The sequence below is a fragment of the Arthrobacter sp. YD2 genome, from assembly GCF_030410475.1.
GTDB lineage: Bacteria > Actinomycetota > Actinomycetes > Actinomycetales > Micrococcaceae > Arthrobacter_B > Arthrobacter_B zhangbolii.
The window spans coordinates 404,402-422,764 of sequence record NZ_JAUHHB010000003.1; the positions used below are offsets into that span (position 1 = coordinate 404,402).

An 18,363-nucleotide genomic window follows, 5' to 3' on the forward strand; every position below is an offset into this window, starting at 1 on the left:
AGGGTTAAACGCATGAACGACGACGGTGCCCAGACCCAGACCAAGTCCCCGGCCGGGGCGGACAGCAGCCGCCAGGATGTTCCCGACGAGCAGAAGCGCAACGCGGTTCAGTACGTTCGGATCTTCTGGTTGCTGGCAATCGCCACACTGCTGAGCAGCAATCTTGTACTGCCGTGGAAGCTGGTGCCGATAGCGCTCGGAACGGCCGCCGTCGTAGTAGGCATTATTGCGCTGGTCAAAGCCGCCCGGGCCAAGATGCGGCCCGTGCTGCCGGTCCTGATCTCCATCGGCCTGGTCATCACGTTCGTCACCACGCTCGGCATGGCGGCCATGGCCATGCTCTGGGACCGGACGGTGACCTACGAATCCTGCATGCGTTCAGCCATCACGCTGAACGCATCCGAGTCCTGCCAGTCCGAGTACCTGAGCTTCGAGCTGCCGTAACCGTCCTCAGGCCTTGAGCGCAGGTTCGCGTACCTGTTTCGGCTCGCGTTCCAGCCACGGGCCCACGGCGTAGCCAATGACGACGCCGACCCCAACCTCCGCGGCAACCCACAGGCCCAGCCACAGCGGGTCGGGTCCGAGGCCGACAAAACGCCCCACGCCCAGTGAGCCCTGGGAAAGCCAGCCCGCTGCCGCCGCCAGCACACCGGACACCAGGCCCACAATGGCGCCCAGCACCAGGGTGGATAGCGGAGCGGTGAACCACCGGGCACGGATCTTGATGGACAGCCACTCATCAAAGTGGTTCTCACCCTCACGCAGGAACCACCAGCCGGCCAGGATGCCCGCGGCCACGGGGATCAGCAGGGCAACGTAGCCGTATTCCATGCCGCCTGCCGGCAGGGCCGCCAGCACCGGGACCGCCGGCAGCGGACCCACGGTGGTTTCCAGCGGGCTGATGATGCTGCCGGTGCCCATGGAGAACCCGGCACCGGAAGCCCAGCCAAGGGTCCACACCACAAAGTTCGGCATCAGGCCCAGCTCCACCACGGTGAGCACCGCGCCGCCGATTATCCCGGCGTCGAGCCGCTGGTACACCGCCGCGATGGTGGCCCAGTTCAGTGCCAGGGCAACAACCAGCAGTACAGCTGACAGGCCCAGGGCGGCGACGATTCCCACCACCCCGGCCCGCAGCGCGGACCACAGGTAAGAACCTGCCCAGCGCGAATGCTGGCTGGTCCGGGCAATCCAGTCGGTAAGGTCCATGCCGATCAGGCGCACCCACGAACCGGCCTCGATCCGGGCACCCACAATAAGGCCGGCTCCGGCAGCAATCAGGGGCAGCAGCGCCCCGGCTGTCACCGAAATCCGGACACCGTCCGTACTGCTGAAATATGCCGCGGCCGCGCCCAGCAGTGCATAGGTTCCCAAGGCCCCGAGCAGGGCCTGCCAGAGCTGGTCGGTGTAGGAGGCCCGGGCCAGCCGGCGTCCGGCCCGCCAGGACAGGAAGAACGGAATCAGGCTCAGTCCGAGCGGAAGCAGTGAGAGCAGGCCGGTGGAGGGCGCTGCGCCGAGCTCCCCGGCGGGAAGGCTCAGGGACAGCGGCACGCCGTGGATCAGCAGCCAGGCCTGGCCGCCCAGCCGGGCGAGGGAGGAGAACTCCCGGTCGGTGAAACCGTTGGCAAACCAGACGCCGACCAGCGGCAGCAGTACCACCAGCGCCGAGAGCAGGGCAGCCTGGCCCAGTTCAAACGTTCCCTGCAGCCAGAGCGGCATGGGCGGCATACCCGGCTTCTTGCGCCGCAATAAAATCTTCATCGGTTCTATCGTGCCACCCGGCCCCGCGCAGCCCGGCGAGGCTCCGGCGTGAGTCGGCTAACGGAGCCCCGGGTCAGAGGTCGATCAGGCCCTTCACCAGCGCCGCAGCTGCTCCGATGAAGGCGATCACAATCACGGCCAGGCGGGCCTGGTCATCGCGGATAAAGCGCTGCAGTTTCTCCCCCGCATAAATGCCGGCCACAATCATCAGCGCCACCAGGGCCCAGGCCCAGGCCTCGAAGGGCGGCATCTGTCCGGGGTCCAGGAAGAGCTTGGAGGTCAGGGTGACGGCGGCCGTGGTGACGAAGAAGGGCTGCAGGGTGGCCGCGAAGGGCCGCTGCGGCCAGCGGGCCAGCAGTGCGTAAACGCTGACGGCCGGGCCGCCGACGCCGGCCATGGCGTTGGTGATCCCGGATGCGAAACCGGCCACCGCCTTGGGAACATTTCCGGTCAGGACCACCGAGGTCCGCTGCAGGAGCAGGGAGATACTCAGGGCCACCAGGACGACGGCGCCTACCGTCACGGCCAGCGGTGCAGCGGGAAGGAACACCGCGGCAGCCGACGCCGGCACGCTGGCTATCACAGCGGGCACGGCGAGCCAGCGGTACATTGACCAGTCCACATCCCGCCAGACGCGGCTCATAATCAGGAGCGAGGACACCAGGCCGCAGATATTCACCATGATCACCCCGCCGTGCGAACCGAGGATGATCACGAGGAACGGGGAAATCAGCAGCGCGAAGCCCAGTCCGGCAATCCGCTGGGCGATCGCTCCGATGAAGATGGCGACAAGCACCACAATAAGAAGTCCGGTAGTCACTGGAACACACTACGCTGGACAGATGGTATCCCCCGTCACTGCCCTTGCCACCGCCGACTGGCGCCGTAACGTGTTTGCCCTTTACGAGCAGGCCCGGCGCGCATCCGAATCGATTTCCGTGTCACACGCCCATTCCCTGTGGGCCACCGGCCGGGACCGGCTCTTCGGTACACACCCGGCGTCGCCCCTCCCCGAAGCCACGCGGCGTCGCTTCCGCGGCCTCCGCACCGCCCGCTACGATCCTGCGTTCCGCTTCGAGGCCGTAATTGAGGACGTGGGTGCCGGCCAGTCCATGGAGGTTGCCACGGGCACCGACGGCGTGGTGCCGTTTACCCGGCTGGGCACGGTCAGCGTTGACGGTGTGGGTTCCCTGGCGGTCTGGAACCTGGATTCCTACGGCGGAGGTATTTTCATTCCGGTCAAGGACGCAACCTCCGGCGCTGACGGCGGCAGCTACGGTGGCGGGCGCTACCTGCTGGACACCATCAAGGGAGCCAACCTGGGCGCGGGCGAACGGCCCGGCAGCCTGGTGCTGGACTTCAACTATCTCTACAACCCGTCCTGTGCCTACGACGAGGCCTGGGCCTGCCCCCTGCCCGGACCGGAGAACACCGTGGACGCCGGGCTTCCGGTCGGAGAGCTCTACGCCCGGTACTAAACCCGCGGTATGCCCGGGTCGAAGGGCAGGCATCTGCCGGGCATGCCTATGCTGGAGTGGTGCAAGCCTCGATTTCACATGCAACACCAGAAGATATCCCCGGGCTCGTCGAACTGGCCGCCCTTACGTTCCCGTTGGCGTGTCCGCCTGAGGTCACACCGGAGGACAGCACCGCCTTTGTCACGGAGAACCTGTCCGCCGAGCGGTTCGCCGCTTATCTGAATGACGAGAAGGCGCTGGTTCTGGCGGCCCGGGACGCCGGCCGGCTGCTGGGCTACTGCCTGCTGGTCCTGGCGGCACCGTCGGATCCGGAGGTGCTTGAAGCCCTGGATCAGGGCCGGGCGGTGCGGCCTTCGGCTGAACTGAACAAGTTCTATCTGCACCCGGACGCTCACGGCAGCGGGCTGGCCGGCCAGCTGGTTGAAGCGGCCGCCGGCGCCGCGGCTTCTGTGGGGGCCCGCTCCATGTGGCTGGGCGTCAACAACCGTAACGTCAGGGCGCAGTCCTTCTACCGCAAGTCAGGGTTCCAGACCTCCGGCCGCCGGTCCTTCCGGGTAGGCAGCCATACCTTCCGTGACCTGATCATGGTCCGCCAGCTGGTGGCAGCTCCGGATGCGGGTGCCGCTGCTGTTTCCGGAGCGGCCCGTCCCGGCGAACAGTGACAGACTGGGCCGGTGCAAACCTTCCTCCCCTATGAGAGCTTCGCCCGCAGTGCGGCGGTGCTGGATCAGGCACGGCTGGGCAAGCAGCGCGTGGAGACCCTGCAGCTGCTGCGCGGGCTGGTGGTTCCGGACTACGGCTGGCAGCGGCACCCGGCACTGCTGATGTGGAAGGGCTTTGTGCCCGCATTGACTGCCTACGGGCTGGCGATGACGGACGAGTGGATTGCCCGCGGACATGCCGATACCGTGCGCGAACAGATCCTGGAGTTCGCGCCCCGGGTGGACGGGGATGGCGGCGCGGTTGAGCTGCCGTCCTGGCTGGGTGACGAGGAGCTGCACCGCAGCCACCGGTCCAATCTGATCGAGAAGTCTCCCGAGGTTTACGGGCCGCTGTTTCCGGATACCGATGCCGGGCTGCCGTATGTGTGGCCCTCCCCCGCCGATTTGCCGGATCCGGCGGATCCGGACCCCGCGGACGCGCTGTGGGTGGCTCGGGCAGTGCCCGACGGCGATGCTGCCACCATCGTCCTGCCGATGCTTTCCGCAAAGGGCACGCCCATTACCGGCAAGCGTGGCCGGCAGCTGGTGCGGCTGCTGGAGGACATGGACGACGGCGATCCGGTGGCCGTAATAGCCCCGAATGACAGGTCGCGGCTGCTGCTGGGGCGTGCCGGTCCGGTGGAACTGACAAACGACACTGCCGTGCGGTCGGTGGCACTCTCCGGGAGCATTCCCCGGTCTGCGTTCAGCTATCCCGCGGTGCTGCAGGATCCCCGGACCCTGTTTGCGGTGCCGCGGCCTGCCAACCTTTAGCAGTCGGGATTTTCGGGGTGGAACTGACATTTATCCAGGACGTTCATAGTCGCGATGTTCGCCGCAACCCAATGATCGCCTTCCCATACCGCCTCGAAGAGTTGCACAACACCCAAATCGGCCTCACCTTCCAGTTGCAGGCCTTCGGGGCCGTAATACTCCATCGCCTCCTGTCTAAAGTAAACAACCGCCTGGTACCGCCCGTCGGGTGTGAGCACGTAGTCAGAGTGAACTTGCAAAACCTCTATTGCCGAGTTCGCCATCCAATCGTCGCCAATGTACCCGCCTTCGACTACCTCGAAATAGTTCGCACAGGTTTCGCATTCGGGACCACTGACAGCCTGAGTCAAAGAGGTATCGCCGGTCTCGTACCCGTAGTTCGCCGTCTCGTACCAATACTCGGCGAAGGCCTCAAGACCGACCTTGGACGCGGTTTTGGCTTCGACAGGCACCACTGGGAGCGGAACATTTTCAGCCGGACCCTTGGCGGACCCAGGCTTATATCTGGGGTGGGAATGGGGGTGGGAGTAACGGATGACTCCGTCGTTAGTGGGGACTCCCCCTCGAAAACGTCCCCGTCGTTTATGGCACACCCTGCAAACCCGACAGCCGCCCCTATCGAGGCCATCATTATTGTGATGCGTCCCCGGCGTCCTTTGACCTTTAGCATCCGACGCCGTTCGGGTTCACCAGGCAGTTGTCAGCCACACTGCGGGTTTCCGACCGCCACACCCGCAGGGTCTGGGCAGGCGAGGACACCGTTGCCCGCCCATCGATGGGAATCACGGTTCCCCCGTTCACCGAATACGTGCCGGAGAAATACACCGTTGCACCCACCTGATAATCCCCGCGGGCCGCATACGCGTGGCTGGTCTGGGTCGCCTCGCCCCAACGGTCCTGGCCCAACGGGCCTCCCGGCACCGGGGTGGGACCGTACACCGTGCCGTCCCCGTAGTTGATCTCGTATTCCGTCGGTGTGGCCACAATCCGGATGCTCTGCTCCAACAGGACCATCTCGAAAACCTGCTCAGTTGCCTCGATATACACGTTCGTTTCCATCCCGACCAACGTATGCGGGCTCGGCTGCAACACCAGCCCACCGGGAACTATGGGCCGTTCCTGAAACGCGGCAAGGATTTGCGCCCGGATCTGCTCACCGATATCGACGGGTTCCTCGGAGTAGATGCACGACGGCGTGTCACTGACTCTTTCCCAAAGGCTTGGATCACGGCTCTTGAGCCCCCGGTACCAATAAACTAGCTGACCGTCTTCCCCCGCGGTGCAGGCGGCCTGATTGGCGGCAAGGCATTCCACGTGACCGGTCATATCATCGAAACATACCGGTTGGAAGCGATACCCAAAGGGGTCATCTGGGATTCCCACGGGCATATTCGTCCACATTCCGCTTTGCGGATCCTTGACAAATGCTGAGCCGGACACCTTGCCATCGTTAACGATGTCACCCTCACCTCCTATGTCGGCTTTGGCCATCTTGGCCGGCACCAACAATAAGCACATGGACAGAGCCGTCGCAGTGCAGGTGATTTTAAGCAACCGCATCGTTCATCCAGCCTTTATCGTGGCTATGTTCACTGCGATCCATTCGCCATCAGAGTAGGTGGCTTCGACAAGTTGGACAGATGGTTGAGTTCTCCTTTCGGTGGTCCCCAGGTGCCCCTCCGCACCGTAATACTCCATATCGTCCTGCTCGAGCTGGACTAGTGCTTGGTATCGATTTTCAGGCGTTAGTATAAAATCCGAATAAGCATCCTGAACGTCGATCTGTGATTTGGCCATCCAATCACCATCGATAAATCCTTTTAGAACAACGTCATAGTACTTTTGACACGTTTGGCATTCGGGACCGCTAATCGCCTTCACCAGGCTCACGTCCCCAGTCTCATATCCGTAGTTCGCAGCCTCGTACCAATACCGCGCGAACGCCTCCAGCCCTTCCTTGGACTCCAGCTTCGCTTCCTCCGGCATCACCGGCACAGGCACATTCTCCGCTGGGCCCTCGGCCGAAGCCGGCTTGTACGCCGCCGACGGGGTGGGCGTAGGCGTGGCAGAAGCAGAGACGGAAGACGGAGCAGGCGACGGTGACCCGCCGCCGGGATCCACCGCAGCCTGGGAACAGGCAACCAGCCCACCCAAAAGCACCCCCGCACCAACCAAGGATGCAACACGCCGCGCAATGGTTCTGATCATCTGTAACCCCCGGTCGGGCAACCCGCAAGACTGTCAGTCCGGCCATCCTAGCCAGCCACACGCGCCCCCAACCCGTTATCCACAGGACAGTACACCGGAAGCCTGAACCGTGGGCTGTGTCAGGCCGACTAGAGTGCGACTAGCATCCGACGCCGTTCGGGTTCACCAGGCAGTTGTCCGCCACACTGCGGGTTTCCGACCGCCACACCCGCAGGGTCTGGGCAGGTGAAGACACCGTTGCCCGCCCGTCGATGGGAATCACGGTTCCCCCGTTCACCGAATACGTGCCGGAGAAATACACCGTTGCACCCACCTGATAATCCCCGCTGGCCGCATACGCGTGGCTGGTCTGCGTCGCCTCGCCCCACCGGTCCTGGCCCAACGGACCTCCCGGCACCGGAGTGGGACCGTACACCGTGCCGTCACCGTAGTTGATCTCGTATTCCGTCGGTGTGGCCACAATCCGGATGCTCTGCTCCAGCAGGATCATCTCGAAAACCTGCTCAGTTGCTTCGATATACACGTTCGTTTCCATCCCGACCAACGTGTGCGGGCTCGGCTGCAACACCAGCCCACCGGGAACTATGGGCCGTTCCTGAAACGCGGTAAGGATTTGCGCCCGGATCTGCTCACCAATATCAACCGGTTCCTCGGAGTAAATGCACGACGGCGTGTCACTGACTCTGGACCAAGTGCTCGGATCAACGGTTTTCAGTCCCGAAAACCAGTACACCAGGCGCCCATCATCACCGGCGGTACATGCAGCTTGATTCTCGGCCAAGCATTCGACGTGGCCAGCCATATCGTCGAAACAAACCGGTACGAACCGGTAGCCTCTTGGATCATCCGGGATCCCCACCGGCACTGTGGTCCACACCCCGGAATCTGGATCCTGGGAATATGCTCCACCTGACACCGAATCGTCTTCATGCCATCCACCGCCAACGACAGCGGCGTGAACCGCCGGTGTACTGTATGGCACCGTAGCAAGAACCAGTGCAACGACAGCAAGCGCACCCTTTATAAACTTCATTTTGTGGGACTGGTAATAGTTACAACATTTTCTGCAAACCATTCATGTCCTGTATGGCGCGCCTCAATCATCTGAACACCGGAATCTTCTGTACCTTCGTATGATCCGTATATTTCTCCGGGACCATGAAAGGTAATCTCCTCTTGTCGTTCTTGAATCAGTACTTGATAGCGCCCTTCTGGAGTGAGAATGTAATCCGAGCTAACCCCTTGAACGTCAATCTTTCCGCCTACGATCCAATCTTCGTTCTCAAATCCTTTGCCCACCATTTTGTAGAATGTGCCGCATACTTTGCAGTCCGGGCCGCTGATGGCGCGGATGGGCTCCACATCGCCGGTTTCGAAACCGTAGTTCACTAGCTCGTACCAATACCGCGCGAATGCCTCCAGCCCTTCCTTGGACTCCAGCTTCGCCTCCTCCGGCATCACCGGCACAGGCACATTCTCCGCCGGACCATCAGCCGAAGCCGGCTTGTACGCCGCCGACGGGGTGGGCGTAGGCGTGGCAGAAGCAGAGACGGAAGACGGGGCAGGCACCGGTGACCCACCGCCGGGATCCCCCGCAGCCTGGGAACAGGCGACCAGCCCACACAAAAGCACCCCCGCACCAAGCAAGGATGCAACACGCCGCGCAATGGTTCTGGTCATCTGTAACCCCCGGTCGGGCAACCCGCAAGACTGTCAGTCCGGCCATCCTAGCCAGCCACACGCGCCCCCAACCCGTTATCCACAGGACAGTACACCGGAAGCCTGAACCGTGGGCTGTGTCAGGCCGACTAGAGTGCGACTAGCATCCGACGCCGTTCGGGTTCACCAGGCAGTTGTCCGCCACACTGCGGGTTTCCGACCGCCACACCCGCAGGGTCTGGGCAGGTGAAGACACCGTTGCCCGCCCGTCGATGGGAATCACGGTTCCCCCGTTCACCGAATACGTGCCGGAGAAATACACCGTTGCACCCACCTGATAATCCCCGCTGGCCGCATACGCGTGGCTGGTCTGCGTCGCCTCGCCCCACCGGTCCTGGCCCAACGGACCTCCCGGCACCGGAGTGGGACCGTACACCGTGCCGTCCCCGTAGTTGATCTCGTATTCCGTCGGTGTGGCCACAATCCGGATGCTCTGCTCCAGCAGGACCATCTCGAAAACCTGCTCAGTTGCTTCGATATACACGTTCGTTTCCATCCCGACCAACGTATGCGGGCTCGGCTGCAACACCAGCCCGCCGGGAACTATGGGCCGTTCCTGAAACGCGGTAAGGATTTGCGCCCGGATCTGCTCACCAATATCAACCGGTTCCTCGGAGTAAATGCACGACGGCGTGTCACTGACCCTTTCCCAGAGACTTGGATCCCGGCTCTTGAGACCTCGGTACCAATAGACCAACTGGCCGTCTTCACCTTCAGTACATGCAGCCTGATTCGCAGCCAAGCATTCGACGTGGCCAGCCATATCATCGAAGCAAACGGGTTGAAAACGATATCCGAAGGGATCATCCGGGACTCCGACAGGCATAATCGTCCACATTCCGCTTTCCGGATCTCGGACAAACGCCGAGCCAGCGACCTTCCCGACACCACCAACTTTGCCTTCACCACCACTCGTTTGCGCCACACCCGAATTAGCGAATATCAAGAGACACACACTGCAAACTGTTCCCAATATCAGAGAACGCAAAATAGACAAAGTAATTTTGTTCATTGCTTTATGGTTATGATTGCCGCGGTCAACCATTGACCGTTAGTCCAAGTAGCTTCAAAGAGCTGCACTATAGGCTGAAAATCCGCCTCCTCGGCTTCTTGAAGGCCCTCCGGGCCATAATACTCAATTCCATCTTGCTGAAGCTGCGCAAGGGCCTGATACCTTCCTTCAGGCGTCAATACATATTCCGAATATGCGTCTTGTATATCGATTTTTGCACCAGCCATCCAGTCATCGTCTATGAAGCCGTTTTCGACAACCTCGTAGTATTTGAGGCATGCAACGCATTCGGGACCGCTAATCGCCTTCACCAGGCTCACGTCCCCAGTCTCATATCCGTAGTTCGCAGCCTCGTACCAGTACCGCGCGAATGCCTCCAGCCCTTCCTTGGACTCCAGCTTCGCCTCCTCCGGCATCACCGGCACAGGCACATTCTCCGCCGGACCATCAGCCGAAGCCGGCTCGTAGGTCGCCGACGGGGTGGGTGTAGGCGTCGGCGTGGCAGAAGCAGAGACGGAAGGCGGGGCAGGCGACGGTGATCCACCGCCGGGATCCCCCGCAGCCTGGGAACAGGCGACCAGCCCACACAAAAGCACCCCCGCACCAAACAAGGATGCAACACGCCGCGCAATGGTTCTGGTCATCTGTAACCCCCGGTCGGGCAACCCGCAAGACTGTCAGTCCGGCCATCCTAGCCAGCCCCACGCGCCCCCAGCCCGTTATCCACAGGACAGTCGGCGGGAATCCGGAACCGGAGGGTTACCGTGAATTTGAGCGGCACAGATTCACCGCTATGCTCATGTCATCGTGGTCCAGCAGCTGTCCACCCAGTTTCTAGTGTGGAGCCTGCCGTGAATCCCAAAACCCGACCAACCAGCGACGCTGTCCAGCCGGATCTGCCGGCGCCCGCGGAAACCGCACCGGAACCCGGCCCCGCCGCTCCGGCCGGTTCCCGAGGCAGGGCCCAGCGCCGCAAACCGGCTCCAAAGGTCGGAAAAACCGGCATGGCCAACGCGACCGTCTACAACAACCACCTGCACAGCCGGTTCGAGCTGTTTGTGAACGGCACCATGGCTGCTTACCTGCAGTATGAAATGCACGGCGGGGAGCTCTGGGCCCTGCGCATCATCGTGGATCCGGCATACCGGCAGCGGACAGCCGAGACGCTCCTTATCGAGGAAGTGCTCGCTGATGCCCGCAGGAGCCGAATCGCGCTGCTGCCCTTCTGCCCGCGGACCCGGGCCTATATTGCTGCCAGGCCCGAATACCTGCCGCTCATTCCGCGCCAACACCGGGCGCGCTTCGCCGTCTCAGCCACGGGCAAACGCACGCGGCTGCGCCCCGGCGCCGGCCCGGTTCCGAGATAGCCGTCCCGCCAACGGTCCGCTCACCCGGCGTTCCGGAGCGATGTCAGCATGCGCCGCAGGTCCCGGTATTCCTGCGTATCCGGATACCGGGCGGCGCCGTCGAGGTAGCTCTGTGCATCGCCCTGCGCATCGGCGGCCGGATACTCCCCCGCGAAGCGGCCGCCACTGGTTTCCGTCAACGTGAAGAAATCGAACAGTCCGCAGTTGCCATCCTGCCGTCCGCTCACCACGGCATAGGTGGCCTGGGCGCTCCGCGTTCCGGAGGGGGCCAGGGACCGGTAGACGAACCGCTGCTCGGATCCCTGCGCCGAGTCCAGTTCCGGCATCGGCACGCTTTCGTACTCGGTATAGGAGGCCGCCCCTGCCGGCGCGGTGCAGCTCAAATCCGCAATGATGCCGGTATCCAGGCGTGCCACTACCCTGCCGGAGCCCTCGGCGACCTCAACTGAAATCCCGCCGGCCGGATCGTTGGCGAGCGCCGGCAGTTCGGTGACTTTCCAGTCCTGCGGGTGCTCAAACCTCAGTGAACCGTCAGCGGTGGTGTATCCGGACCACGGGCGGGACGTGGCGGAGGACGACGACGGCGGATCCGGCACTTGGGCGCAGGAGGACGTACCGGCCAGAAGTAATAGAGCCCCGGCCAGCAGGGTGTTTCGGGCGGTGATGCGTCGTGCGGTGTTACGGTATCCCACAGCGGCTCCCGGAATGTCCGTGTCCGAACCCATGCTACTGGCGGCAGGCAGCTGAGCACATAGCGTGCAGGCCGTCCGCTGCGGTATACCTGACGGTGCCGTGCCGACTTCCGCCGGTTCCCCCAGTGCAGCGCTGCACATCATCCCAGCGCCTCACCCGTGGGCGCCCACCAGTTGTTGGAGGTTCCCATTACAGATACAGCCGCCGAACACGATGTCTACTTCGGAGCCCCGGAGCCGGACTTCGAGCCGGAGAACCTGAAGACCGCGTCCCTTGCCGTAGTTCAGCGGGTCAGGGACCGCCCCGACATCGCCCTCGTCAAGGGCCGTCTGGCCTTGATGGACACCGGCCGCACTGCTCATGAGGCCATGGTGGAGGATCTGCTTTTTGTGCGGAAGGTCCTCGAAGACGCCGGTATCCCCTATCTGCTGGTACGCGGCAATGACCAGCGGCCGGTGATCGCCGTCGACCTGCGCATGCGGGCCGCCCTGCGCAAGGCAATGGTGGAAGCCTGCCGAGACGAGCCGTTCTATGCCCGCAGCGTGGATACCAAAAAGAGCCGCACCCTGCTCATTGCCGACGGCAGTCTGGCCCCCACGGAAAAAACCCGGATCATCAGGGTTTACCGCCCGCGGGCCTTCAGCGGCACAAACCTGGTTCTGTCAGCCGCCGCAGGCGTCCAGCTCGAGCTGTGGGACCTGGAAGGAGCCGAGATCACCCTGCCGGTGGAGAATTCCCTCACCCGCCGCACCCTTCCAGCCGCTGAAGTGGTGCGCGGAACGGTGGAAAAGCACGGACTCGTCTGGCCGACCATTGAAAACATGTTCGCCGACCATGCCACGGACATCCGGTTCGACATTGATCTGGTGTTCTCCTGGGTGGACGGCAGCTCAGCCGAGTTCCAGGCAGCCCGTGCCGCCCGGATGAAGGACGCCGTGGTGGGTGAAGGCGACGACCATGAGGCCCGCTTCCGCCAGATAAACGAGCTCAAGTACGCCCTGCGCTCGGTACACATGTTCGCGCCGTGGATACGGCGCATCTTTATTGCCTCTGATTCCCCTCGGCCGGCCTGGCTGGCAGAGCACCCGTCGGTCACCTTTGTGCCGGCTACGGAGCACTTCAGGGATCCGTCAGTGCTCCCCACACACAATTCCCAGGCCGTGGAGGCGCAGCTGCAGCACATTCCGGGGCTGGCGGAGCATTTCCTGTACTCCAATGACGATATGTTCTTCGGCCGCCCGGTGGCTCCGGACCTGTTCTTCTCCCCCGGCGGGATCACCAAGTTCATCGAGGCCAGCACCCGGATCGGCCTAGGCGCCAACGACGCGGAGCGCAGCGGGTTCGAAAACGCGGCCCGGGTGAACCGGCGGCTGCTGTGGGAACGGTTCGGCCGCATCACCACCAGGCACCTGGAACACACCGCCGCTCCCCTGCGCCGCAGTGTCCTGCTGGAGATGGAGGAGGAATTCCCCGAGGAGTTCGCAGCCACCGCCGCCAGCACCTTCCGGGCCAAGGACAACATCTCGGTGACCAACTCCCTGTACCACTACTACGCACTGCTGACCGGACGTGCCGTCACTCAGGAAACGGCGAAGGTGAAGTACGTGGACACCACGTCCTACGCCGGGTTGGAAGTCCTGGAGCGGCTGCTCGCGAAGCGGAACATGGACATGTTCTGCCTCAATGACGGCAGTTTCCCGGAGGTTCCCGCCGGTGAGCGTGCGGAACGGGTCACCGATTTCCTGGAGAAGTACTTCCCGGTCAAAGCGCCCTGGGAGCGCTGAGCAGCGCTACTGCTTAAACGACGACGGCGGCAGCGCACCAAAAGTGCGCTGCCGCCGTCGTTGTTCGCTGAGGCAGCCGTGCCGTCCTAGCGGGTGACCACCACGTGCTCATTGGGCACGCAGTGCGTCATGGTGAGGCCTTCGACGTTGCGGGGACCGTTGTGGCCCAGGTTCTTCATCCGCTCGGTTTCTTCCTCGTTGAGCGTCTGGGTAGCCAGCGGGCCAAGATCCTTGATCTCCTCCAGGCTGATGCCCAGGCCCTCGCCCACGCGTGCGCCCAGCTCGTCGTCACACATGTAGAAGTGCCAGAGCATCCGCTCCTGCACCGGCCGGACCGCCTCGCCGATGTTGGCCACGAAGTTGGCGACCAGATCGTCCTTCTCCCACTGCTCCATCAGCTGGTAGCGCTGGCCGGCCTGCATGTAGTCATTGGTGCGCGGCAGGCGGGCACGGGTCAGGCGGCCCTCCAGCTCGGGGCCAACCTCGGCCTGCTCCGGCTTGGGGGCTTCCTGCAGGCCGCCGGTGATGTTCGGCTCGTAGTTCACGTGCGGGTTCTGGCCCGGCGCGAGGTCGGTGCCGAAGGACATCTGGCCGCCGCGCTGGTTGGTCGCCACCCGGGCGTTCTTCGCGGAGTTCACCGGAAGCTGCAGGTAGTTCGGGCCCACGCGGTAGCGCTGCGTGTCCGAGTAGCTGAACGTACGGCCCACCAGCATCTTGTCGTCGGAGAATTCCAGGCCGTCCACCAGCACACCGGTGCCAAAGGCGATCTGCTCGTTCTCGTTGTGGTGATCGGTGACGTTGCGGTTCAGGGTCATGGTGCCCACGTACTTGGGCTCAAAGTCCTGCTCCGGCCAGGTCTTGGTGTCATCGAGCGGATCGAAGTCCAGTTCAGGATGATCGTGGTCATCCATCAGCTGCACGTACAGGTCCCACTTGGGGTAGTCGCCGCGTTCGATGGCCTCGTACAGGTCCTTGGAGGCATGGCCCAGGTCATTGGCCTGGATGTTCGCGGCGTCTTCCTCGGTCAGGGACTTCACGCCCTGCTGCGGCTGCCAGTGGTACTTAACCAGCTTGGACTCGCCCTGTGCGTTGACCCAGCGGTAGGTGTTCACGCCGAAGCCCTGCATGTGCCGGTAGTCGGCGGGGATGCCGCGCGGGCTGAACAGGTTCACCAGCATGTGCATCGACTCCGGGGTCTGCGACATGAAGTCGAAGATGCGCGCCGGCTCCTGGCGGAAGGTGACGGGGTCCGGCTTGAGGGAGTGGATCACGTCCGGGAACTTGATGGCGTCGCGGATGAAGAAGACGCCCAGGTTGTTGCCGACCAGGTCCCAATTGCCGTCCTCGGTGTAGAACTTGATGGCGAAGCCGCGCGGATCGCGGGCGGCTTCGGAGGAGTCGCGGCCGCCGATCACCGAGGAGAACCGGATCGCGACGTCGGTCTTTTTGCCCGGCTCGGAGAAGAGCTTGGCGCGGGTGTACTTGGCAATGGGCTCGTCGCCCCACTTGCCGGAAGCCTCAAATTCGCCGTAAGCAACGAAACCGCGGGCGTGCACCACGCGTTCCGGAATCCGTTCACGGTCGAAGTGGCTGATCTTTTCCAAGAGCTGGTAATTCTCCAGCGTGGCCGGTCCGCGGGCGCCCACCGTACGGGTGTTCTGGTTGTCGTAGACCGGGTGTCCCTGCCGGGTGGTCAGTGTCTTGGGGGCCTCGGCATTGTTCTGGCCGTTACCGGGATTCTGCGTATCTGCTTCTGTCATCACGTGCTCTCTGAGTGTGTGAGGTCCATAGCTGGCTGGCATAACTACCCTCTCAACTCTCTTCAAAACCCCGCAGCCAGTCAAGTTCGTAAGCAGCCTGATAGTAGCGGCCGGGGGTCGCCCTTGGCACACTGGAAACATGACAAGTGACGAGCGCCCCCCGGTAGTGGAACTGACCTCCGAGCAAAGCTGGAAGTACCTCGAACACACGTTCCACGGCAGGCTGGCGGTCAGTGTCGCCAACCGGCCCAACATCTTTCCGATCAACTATTTTGCGCACGACGGCGTGATTCTCTTCCGGACGGCGCCCGGCACCAAGCTCGCGGAGCTCACGGTCAACTCGTACGTGGCATTCGAAGCGGACGGCGTCCACAGTGACCAGGCCTGGTCCGTCATCGTGCAGGGCACCACCCGGGAACTGGAGACCTCCGCGGAGATCGAGGCTGCCGAAAAGCTGCCGCTGAAGCCTTGGGTCCGGACCGAAAAATACCGCTTTGTGGAGCTCACTCCGGAAACCCTCTCGGGACGATTCTTCAATCTGGGGCCGGAACCGGAGTGATCCGGCCAGCGTGGGGCCGCAGAGGGTTCAGGCTGAGGTAAGCCGGCGGTCCTCGGGAATACGGATTCCCGCAGCAGCCAGCCGGGCAGCAGTCTCCTCGGGCCCCACCCGCTCGCCTACCGTGGTACTTTCCTCCAGGGGAACCACCGAGTGCACCACCGAATCCTCATACAGGTGCACCATGTTGTACCCCTGACCCGCGTTTTGCCCGCGGGTCCCCGGGGTGGAAAGGTCCTGTGCGTAGCAGGTGGCGGAGGCCACGGACACTGGAATGCCGGCGAAGGTACTGAACGTGGAGTAGTGCAGGTGCCCGGAAATAATGGCACGCACGTCCGTCCCGGACAGCACTGACGCCAGGTCCCGCTGGTTGCGGAGTTCCACCAGCACGGCAAGGTCCTGCACGCTCGGCACGGGCGGGTGATGCATCGCAAGGATGGTTCCGTCCGGAGCGGAAGTGTCCAGTTCCCGGCGGAGCCAGGCCAGCTGGGTGTCCGCCAGTTCGCCGTAATGCCGCCCCGGGACGCTGGTGTCCAGGGTGATGATGCGCAGCCCGCCCACATGGTGCACCTGGTCCACCGGAGACATCTCCGGGGCATCGTTCAGCAGGATTTCCCGGAAGCGGGCCCGGTTGTCGTGGTTGCCCATGGCCCAGATGACCTGGGCGCCCATTCGCTCCGCAGCAGGCAGGACAATGTCACGGATCCGCGCGTAGGCCCCGGCTTCACCCTTGTCGGCAAGGTCGCCGGTGAACACCAGGGCGTCGGGCCGCTGCCCGCTGTCTTCCAGCCGGGCGAAGAGGTTCCGGAGGTTGGCGTGGCTGTCCACGGCACCGTAGAGAGGTGCTTCACCTCCCAGCAGGTGGGTATCGCTTAGGTGGAGGAGGAAGTGGCGCGGACGGGGATGCTCGGCCGGGCGGAAATCCATCAGAACCTTCTCGACTCGACAGCTGCTACTGCGTACCTCTTCCATACAAGCAGACATCGCGGCCCCGGAGTAACCTGCACGGGCGCGTTTCGCCGGGTTTTGGCTGCCGGCCACGGGAATCGGAAGGAACTGCTCTGGCGCGCGGGACCGGACCGGCCGTAGGCTCGGTGGCAGGTTTGTACCCTTACGTCTGCGAAGGAACGTCCATGAAACTCAGCCATCTCCCCCTGCGGCTCACCACCGGCGCTTTCATCCTGAATTCCGGCCTCAACAAGCGCAACCTCGATGCCGAATCGGCCGCCGGCCTGCAGCAGATGGCCGCAAACGCCTTTCCGCAGGTCCAGGACCTTGATGCGGCGCGGTTCGGCAAACTGCTGAGCAATGCCGAGATCTGTGTGGGCCTTTCCCTCCTGCTGCCTTTCATTCCCAGCCGGCTGGCGGGCCTGATTCTGGGCGCATTCTCCGGCGGCATGATCCGCATGTACCTCAAAACCCCCGGCATGACCGAGGAGGACGGGATCCGTCCCACGGCTGCGGGTACCGGCCTGGCCAAGGACACGTGGATGGCCGGTATTGCCGCCGCCCTGCTCCTGGACGGCGGAAAGAAGAAGACCAAGGTCAAAGTGGTGAAGGTTCCGACCCCCGTGAAGGCGGCGGCCGCCGTGGCCGGTGTGGAGACAGCAGGCAAGGCTGCCCGCAAGGCAGCGGGGAAGGCTTCCAAGGGCGCAGCCAAAGCTGCCAAGGCCACAGCAGCCGGCAAAGCCGCAGCGGCCGCGGGTAAGGCGGTTAAGGACAAGGCAGCAAAGAACTAGACGGCGGGCGGCGGGCGGCGGCCCGCACAGTTACGGCCACGGCCGGTTCCGTTACTGCAAACCGATGACGCCTTTCACCACGGCAGACGCAGCGCCGAGGTAGGCCAGCACAATCACGGCCCGCCGTGCAGCAGCCTGCGGTACATGCTGTGCCAGCGCCGCTCCGGTCCGCAGCCCGCCCAGCGTCAGCACCAGGAGCAACAGCCAGATCCACCACTGCAGATCCGGCCACTGGCCGGGATCCAGGACGGCATGGACCAGAATGGTCGCCAAGCTCAGGGACGCCAGGAACGGCTGCATGGTGGCCATAAATGCCGGCTGCGGCCAGCGTGCCAGCACGGCGTAGGCGCTCACTGCCGGCACGCCGGCACCGGCCATGGAATTGCTCAGACCGGCGAGCAGGCCCGCGGCCAGCTTCGGCGGCCCGCCGCGCAGCACCACGTCGGTCCGCGTTAGCAGCAGGGAGGAGGTCAGGGCGGCGAGCATAAAAACGCCAACACCTATTTCCAGCGGCGGCGCGGGCAGCTGTGAGGCGGCATAGGTACCCAGCAGCACCCCGGCAGCCGCCGGCGGCATCAGCCACCGATACATCCGCCAGTCGATCCGCCGCCACACTGAACGGATCACCAGTCCGGCAGCGACAGCCCCGCACACATTCGTCACGACGACGCCCGGAGCCGGGCCCAGGGCAACAATAAGGAACGGTGCCAGCAGCAGGCCGAAACCGATGCCGGCCACACGCTGGGCGATGCCACCAATGAAGACGGCAATCAGCACGGTTAGCAGCAGTCCGGAACTCACCGCCGCAGTC

At 63.6% G+C, this 18,363-nt stretch carries 21 protein-coding genes; 8 read left to right on the forward strand and 13 right to left on the reverse strand.

The genetic code is table 11. The features are described 5' to 3' along the window. The first annotated feature begins 12 nt into the window (after nucleotides 1-12). Nucleotides 13-444 carry a hypothetical protein gene (locus tag QWJ37_RS12845; RefSeq protein ID WP_227904147.1) on the forward strand — a complete coding sequence of 144 codons (432 nt, stop codon included), beginning with the start codon at nucleotides 13-15 and terminating at the stop codon, nucleotides 442-444. A gap of 6 nt (nucleotides 445-450) precedes the next feature. On the opposite strand, the gene QWJ37_RS12850 is transcribed toward QWJ37_RS12845, so the two are convergent. Together QWJ37_RS12850 and QWJ37_RS12855 are read right to left on the reverse strand one after the other, a co-directional pair. Next, entirely contained in the window at nucleotides 451-1,761 is a 1,311-nt protein-coding gene (locus QWJ37_RS12850; protein WP_290245471.1) for a DUF6350 family protein, read from the reverse strand. 73 nt (nucleotides 1,762-1,834) lie between these two features. After that, nucleotides 1,835-2,581: a sulfite exporter TauE/SafE family protein gene (locus tag QWJ37_RS12855; RefSeq protein WP_227928856.1), complete on the reverse strand. Its 747-nt coding sequence runs from the start codon at nucleotides 2,579-2,581 to the stop codon at nucleotides 1,835-1,837. Between the two features lie 22 nt (nucleotides 2,582-2,603). Here QWJ37_RS12855 and QWJ37_RS12860 point away from each other — a divergent pair, with 22 nt between their 5' ends. Genes QWJ37_RS12860 through QWJ37_RS12870 form a run of 3 tightly spaced genes read left to right on the forward strand, consistent with a single transcriptional unit; the run spans nucleotide 2,604 to nucleotide 4,714 of the window. After that, the gene (locus QWJ37_RS12860) at nucleotides 2,604-3,239 is read left to right on the forward strand and encodes a DUF1684 domain-containing protein (protein WP_290245473.1); all 636 of its coding nucleotides are present in this window, start codon (nucleotides 2,604-2,606) and stop codon (nucleotides 3,237-3,239) included. A gap of 59 nt (nucleotides 3,240-3,298) precedes the next feature. Further along, nucleotides 3,299-3,901, forward strand: a complete 603-nt coding sequence (locus tag QWJ37_RS12865) for a GNAT family N-acetyltransferase (protein ID WP_290245474.1) — start codon at nucleotides 3,299-3,301, stop codon at nucleotides 3,899-3,901. Between the two features lie 12 nt (nucleotides 3,902-3,913). After that, nucleotides 3,914-4,714 carry an MSMEG_6728 family protein gene (locus QWJ37_RS12870; protein WP_290245475.1) on the forward strand — a complete coding sequence of 267 codons (801 nt, stop codon included), beginning with the start codon at nucleotides 3,914-3,916 and terminating at the stop codon, nucleotides 4,712-4,714. On the opposite strand, the gene QWJ37_RS12875 is transcribed toward QWJ37_RS12870, so the two are convergent. From QWJ37_RS12875 to QWJ37_RS12905, 7 genes are all read right to left on the reverse strand, one after another. Further along, nucleotides 4,711-5,307, reverse strand: coding sequence for a DUF6318 family protein (locus QWJ37_RS12875; protein WP_290245476.1), 597 nt, complete (start codon nucleotides 5,305-5,307; stop codon nucleotides 4,711-4,713). The genes QWJ37_RS12870 and QWJ37_RS12875 overlap by 4 nt on opposite strands. 70 nt (nucleotides 5,308-5,377) lie before the next feature. Next, nucleotides 5,378-5,773 carry a hypothetical protein gene (locus QWJ37_RS12880; RefSeq protein WP_290245477.1) on the reverse strand — a complete coding sequence of 132 codons (396 nt, stop codon included), beginning with the start codon at nucleotides 5,771-5,773 and terminating at the stop codon, nucleotides 5,378-5,380. A gap of 504 nt (nucleotides 5,774-6,277) precedes the next feature. Beyond that, nucleotides 6,278-6,922, reverse strand: a complete 645-nt coding sequence (locus QWJ37_RS12885; protein ID WP_290245478.1) for a DUF6318 family protein — start codon at nucleotides 6,920-6,922, stop codon at nucleotides 6,278-6,280. 139 nt (nucleotides 6,923-7,061) lie between these two features. Then, nucleotides 7,062-7,445 carry a hypothetical protein gene (locus QWJ37_RS12890; protein ID WP_290245479.1) on the reverse strand — a complete coding sequence of 128 codons (384 nt, stop codon included), beginning with the start codon at nucleotides 7,443-7,445 and terminating at the stop codon, nucleotides 7,062-7,064. A gap of 506 nt (nucleotides 7,446-7,951) precedes the next feature. Further along, nucleotides 7,952-8,602, reverse strand: a complete 651-nt coding sequence (locus tag QWJ37_RS12895; RefSeq protein ID WP_290245480.1) for a DUF6318 family protein — start codon at nucleotides 8,600-8,602, stop codon at nucleotides 7,952-7,954. Nucleotides 8,603-8,741: 139 nt separating this feature from the next. Then, nucleotides 8,742-9,125 (reverse strand): hypothetical protein, encoded by a 384-nt coding sequence (locus QWJ37_RS12900; protein WP_290245481.1) that lies wholly within the window; start codon nucleotides 9,123-9,125, stop codon nucleotides 8,742-8,744. A gap of 524 nt (nucleotides 9,126-9,649) precedes the next feature. Continuing rightward, nucleotides 9,650-10,297: a DUF6318 family protein gene (locus tag QWJ37_RS12905; RefSeq protein ID WP_290245482.1), complete on the reverse strand. Its 648-nt coding sequence runs from the start codon at nucleotides 10,295-10,297 to the stop codon at nucleotides 9,650-9,652. 360 nt (nucleotides 10,298-10,657) lie between these two features. Here QWJ37_RS12905 and QWJ37_RS12910 point away from each other — a divergent pair, with 360 nt between their 5' ends. Continuing rightward, complete coding sequence (locus tag QWJ37_RS12910) at nucleotides 10,658-11,020, forward strand: N-acetyltransferase (protein ID WP_290245483.1); 363 nt, start codon at nucleotides 10,658-10,660, stop codon at nucleotides 11,018-11,020. A gap of 20 nt (nucleotides 11,021-11,040) precedes the next feature. Here QWJ37_RS12910 and QWJ37_RS12915 read toward each other — a convergent pair whose 3' ends face one another. Continuing rightward, on the reverse strand, nucleotides 11,041-11,712 hold the full coding sequence (locus QWJ37_RS12915; RefSeq protein WP_290245484.1) for a hypothetical protein: 672 nt from the start codon (nucleotides 11,710-11,712) through the stop codon (nucleotides 11,041-11,043). 159 nt (nucleotides 11,713-11,871) lie between these two features. Between QWJ37_RS12915 and QWJ37_RS12920 the strand changes: the two genes are divergently transcribed. Beyond that, nucleotides 11,872-13,497, forward strand: coding sequence for a stealth family protein (locus tag QWJ37_RS12920; protein ID WP_290245485.1), 1,626 nt, complete (start codon nucleotides 11,872-11,874; stop codon nucleotides 13,495-13,497). Nucleotides 13,498-13,583: 86 nt separating this feature from the next. Here QWJ37_RS12920 and QWJ37_RS12925 read toward each other — a convergent pair whose 3' ends face one another. Then, nucleotides 13,584-15,257: a catalase gene (locus QWJ37_RS12925; RefSeq protein ID WP_227904131.1), complete on the reverse strand. Its 1,674-nt coding sequence runs from the start codon at nucleotides 15,255-15,257 to the stop codon at nucleotides 13,584-13,586. A gap of 139 nt (nucleotides 15,258-15,396) precedes the next feature. Here QWJ37_RS12925 and QWJ37_RS12930 point away from each other — a divergent pair, with 139 nt between their 5' ends. Then, the gene (locus QWJ37_RS12930) at nucleotides 15,397-15,816 is read left to right on the forward strand and encodes a pyridoxamine 5'-phosphate oxidase family protein (RefSeq protein ID WP_227904130.1); all 420 of its coding nucleotides are present in this window, start codon (nucleotides 15,397-15,399) and stop codon (nucleotides 15,814-15,816) included. A gap of 27 nt (nucleotides 15,817-15,843) precedes the next feature. On the opposite strand, the gene QWJ37_RS12935 is transcribed toward QWJ37_RS12930, so the two are convergent. Further along, nucleotides 15,844-16,740 (reverse strand): phosphodiesterase, encoded by an 897-nt coding sequence (locus QWJ37_RS12935; RefSeq protein WP_269436395.1) that lies wholly within the window; start codon nucleotides 16,738-16,740, stop codon nucleotides 15,844-15,846. A 206-nt stretch (nucleotides 16,741-16,946) separates the two neighbouring features. Between QWJ37_RS12935 and QWJ37_RS16205 the strand changes: the two genes are divergently transcribed. Beyond that, nucleotides 16,947-17,552, forward strand: coding sequence for a hypothetical protein (locus QWJ37_RS16205; protein ID WP_356882412.1), 606 nt, complete (start codon nucleotides 16,947-16,949; stop codon nucleotides 17,550-17,552). Between the two features lie 51 nt (nucleotides 17,553-17,603). Here the strand turns inward: QWJ37_RS16205 and QWJ37_RS12945 are convergent, their stop codons facing one another. After that, a complete protein-coding gene (locus tag QWJ37_RS12945) occupies nucleotides 17,604-18,353 on the reverse strand; it encodes a sulfite exporter TauE/SafE family protein (protein ID WP_227904128.1) in 750 nt (249 codons plus the stop codon). Between the last annotated feature and the right edge of the window lie 10 nt (nucleotides 18,354-18,363).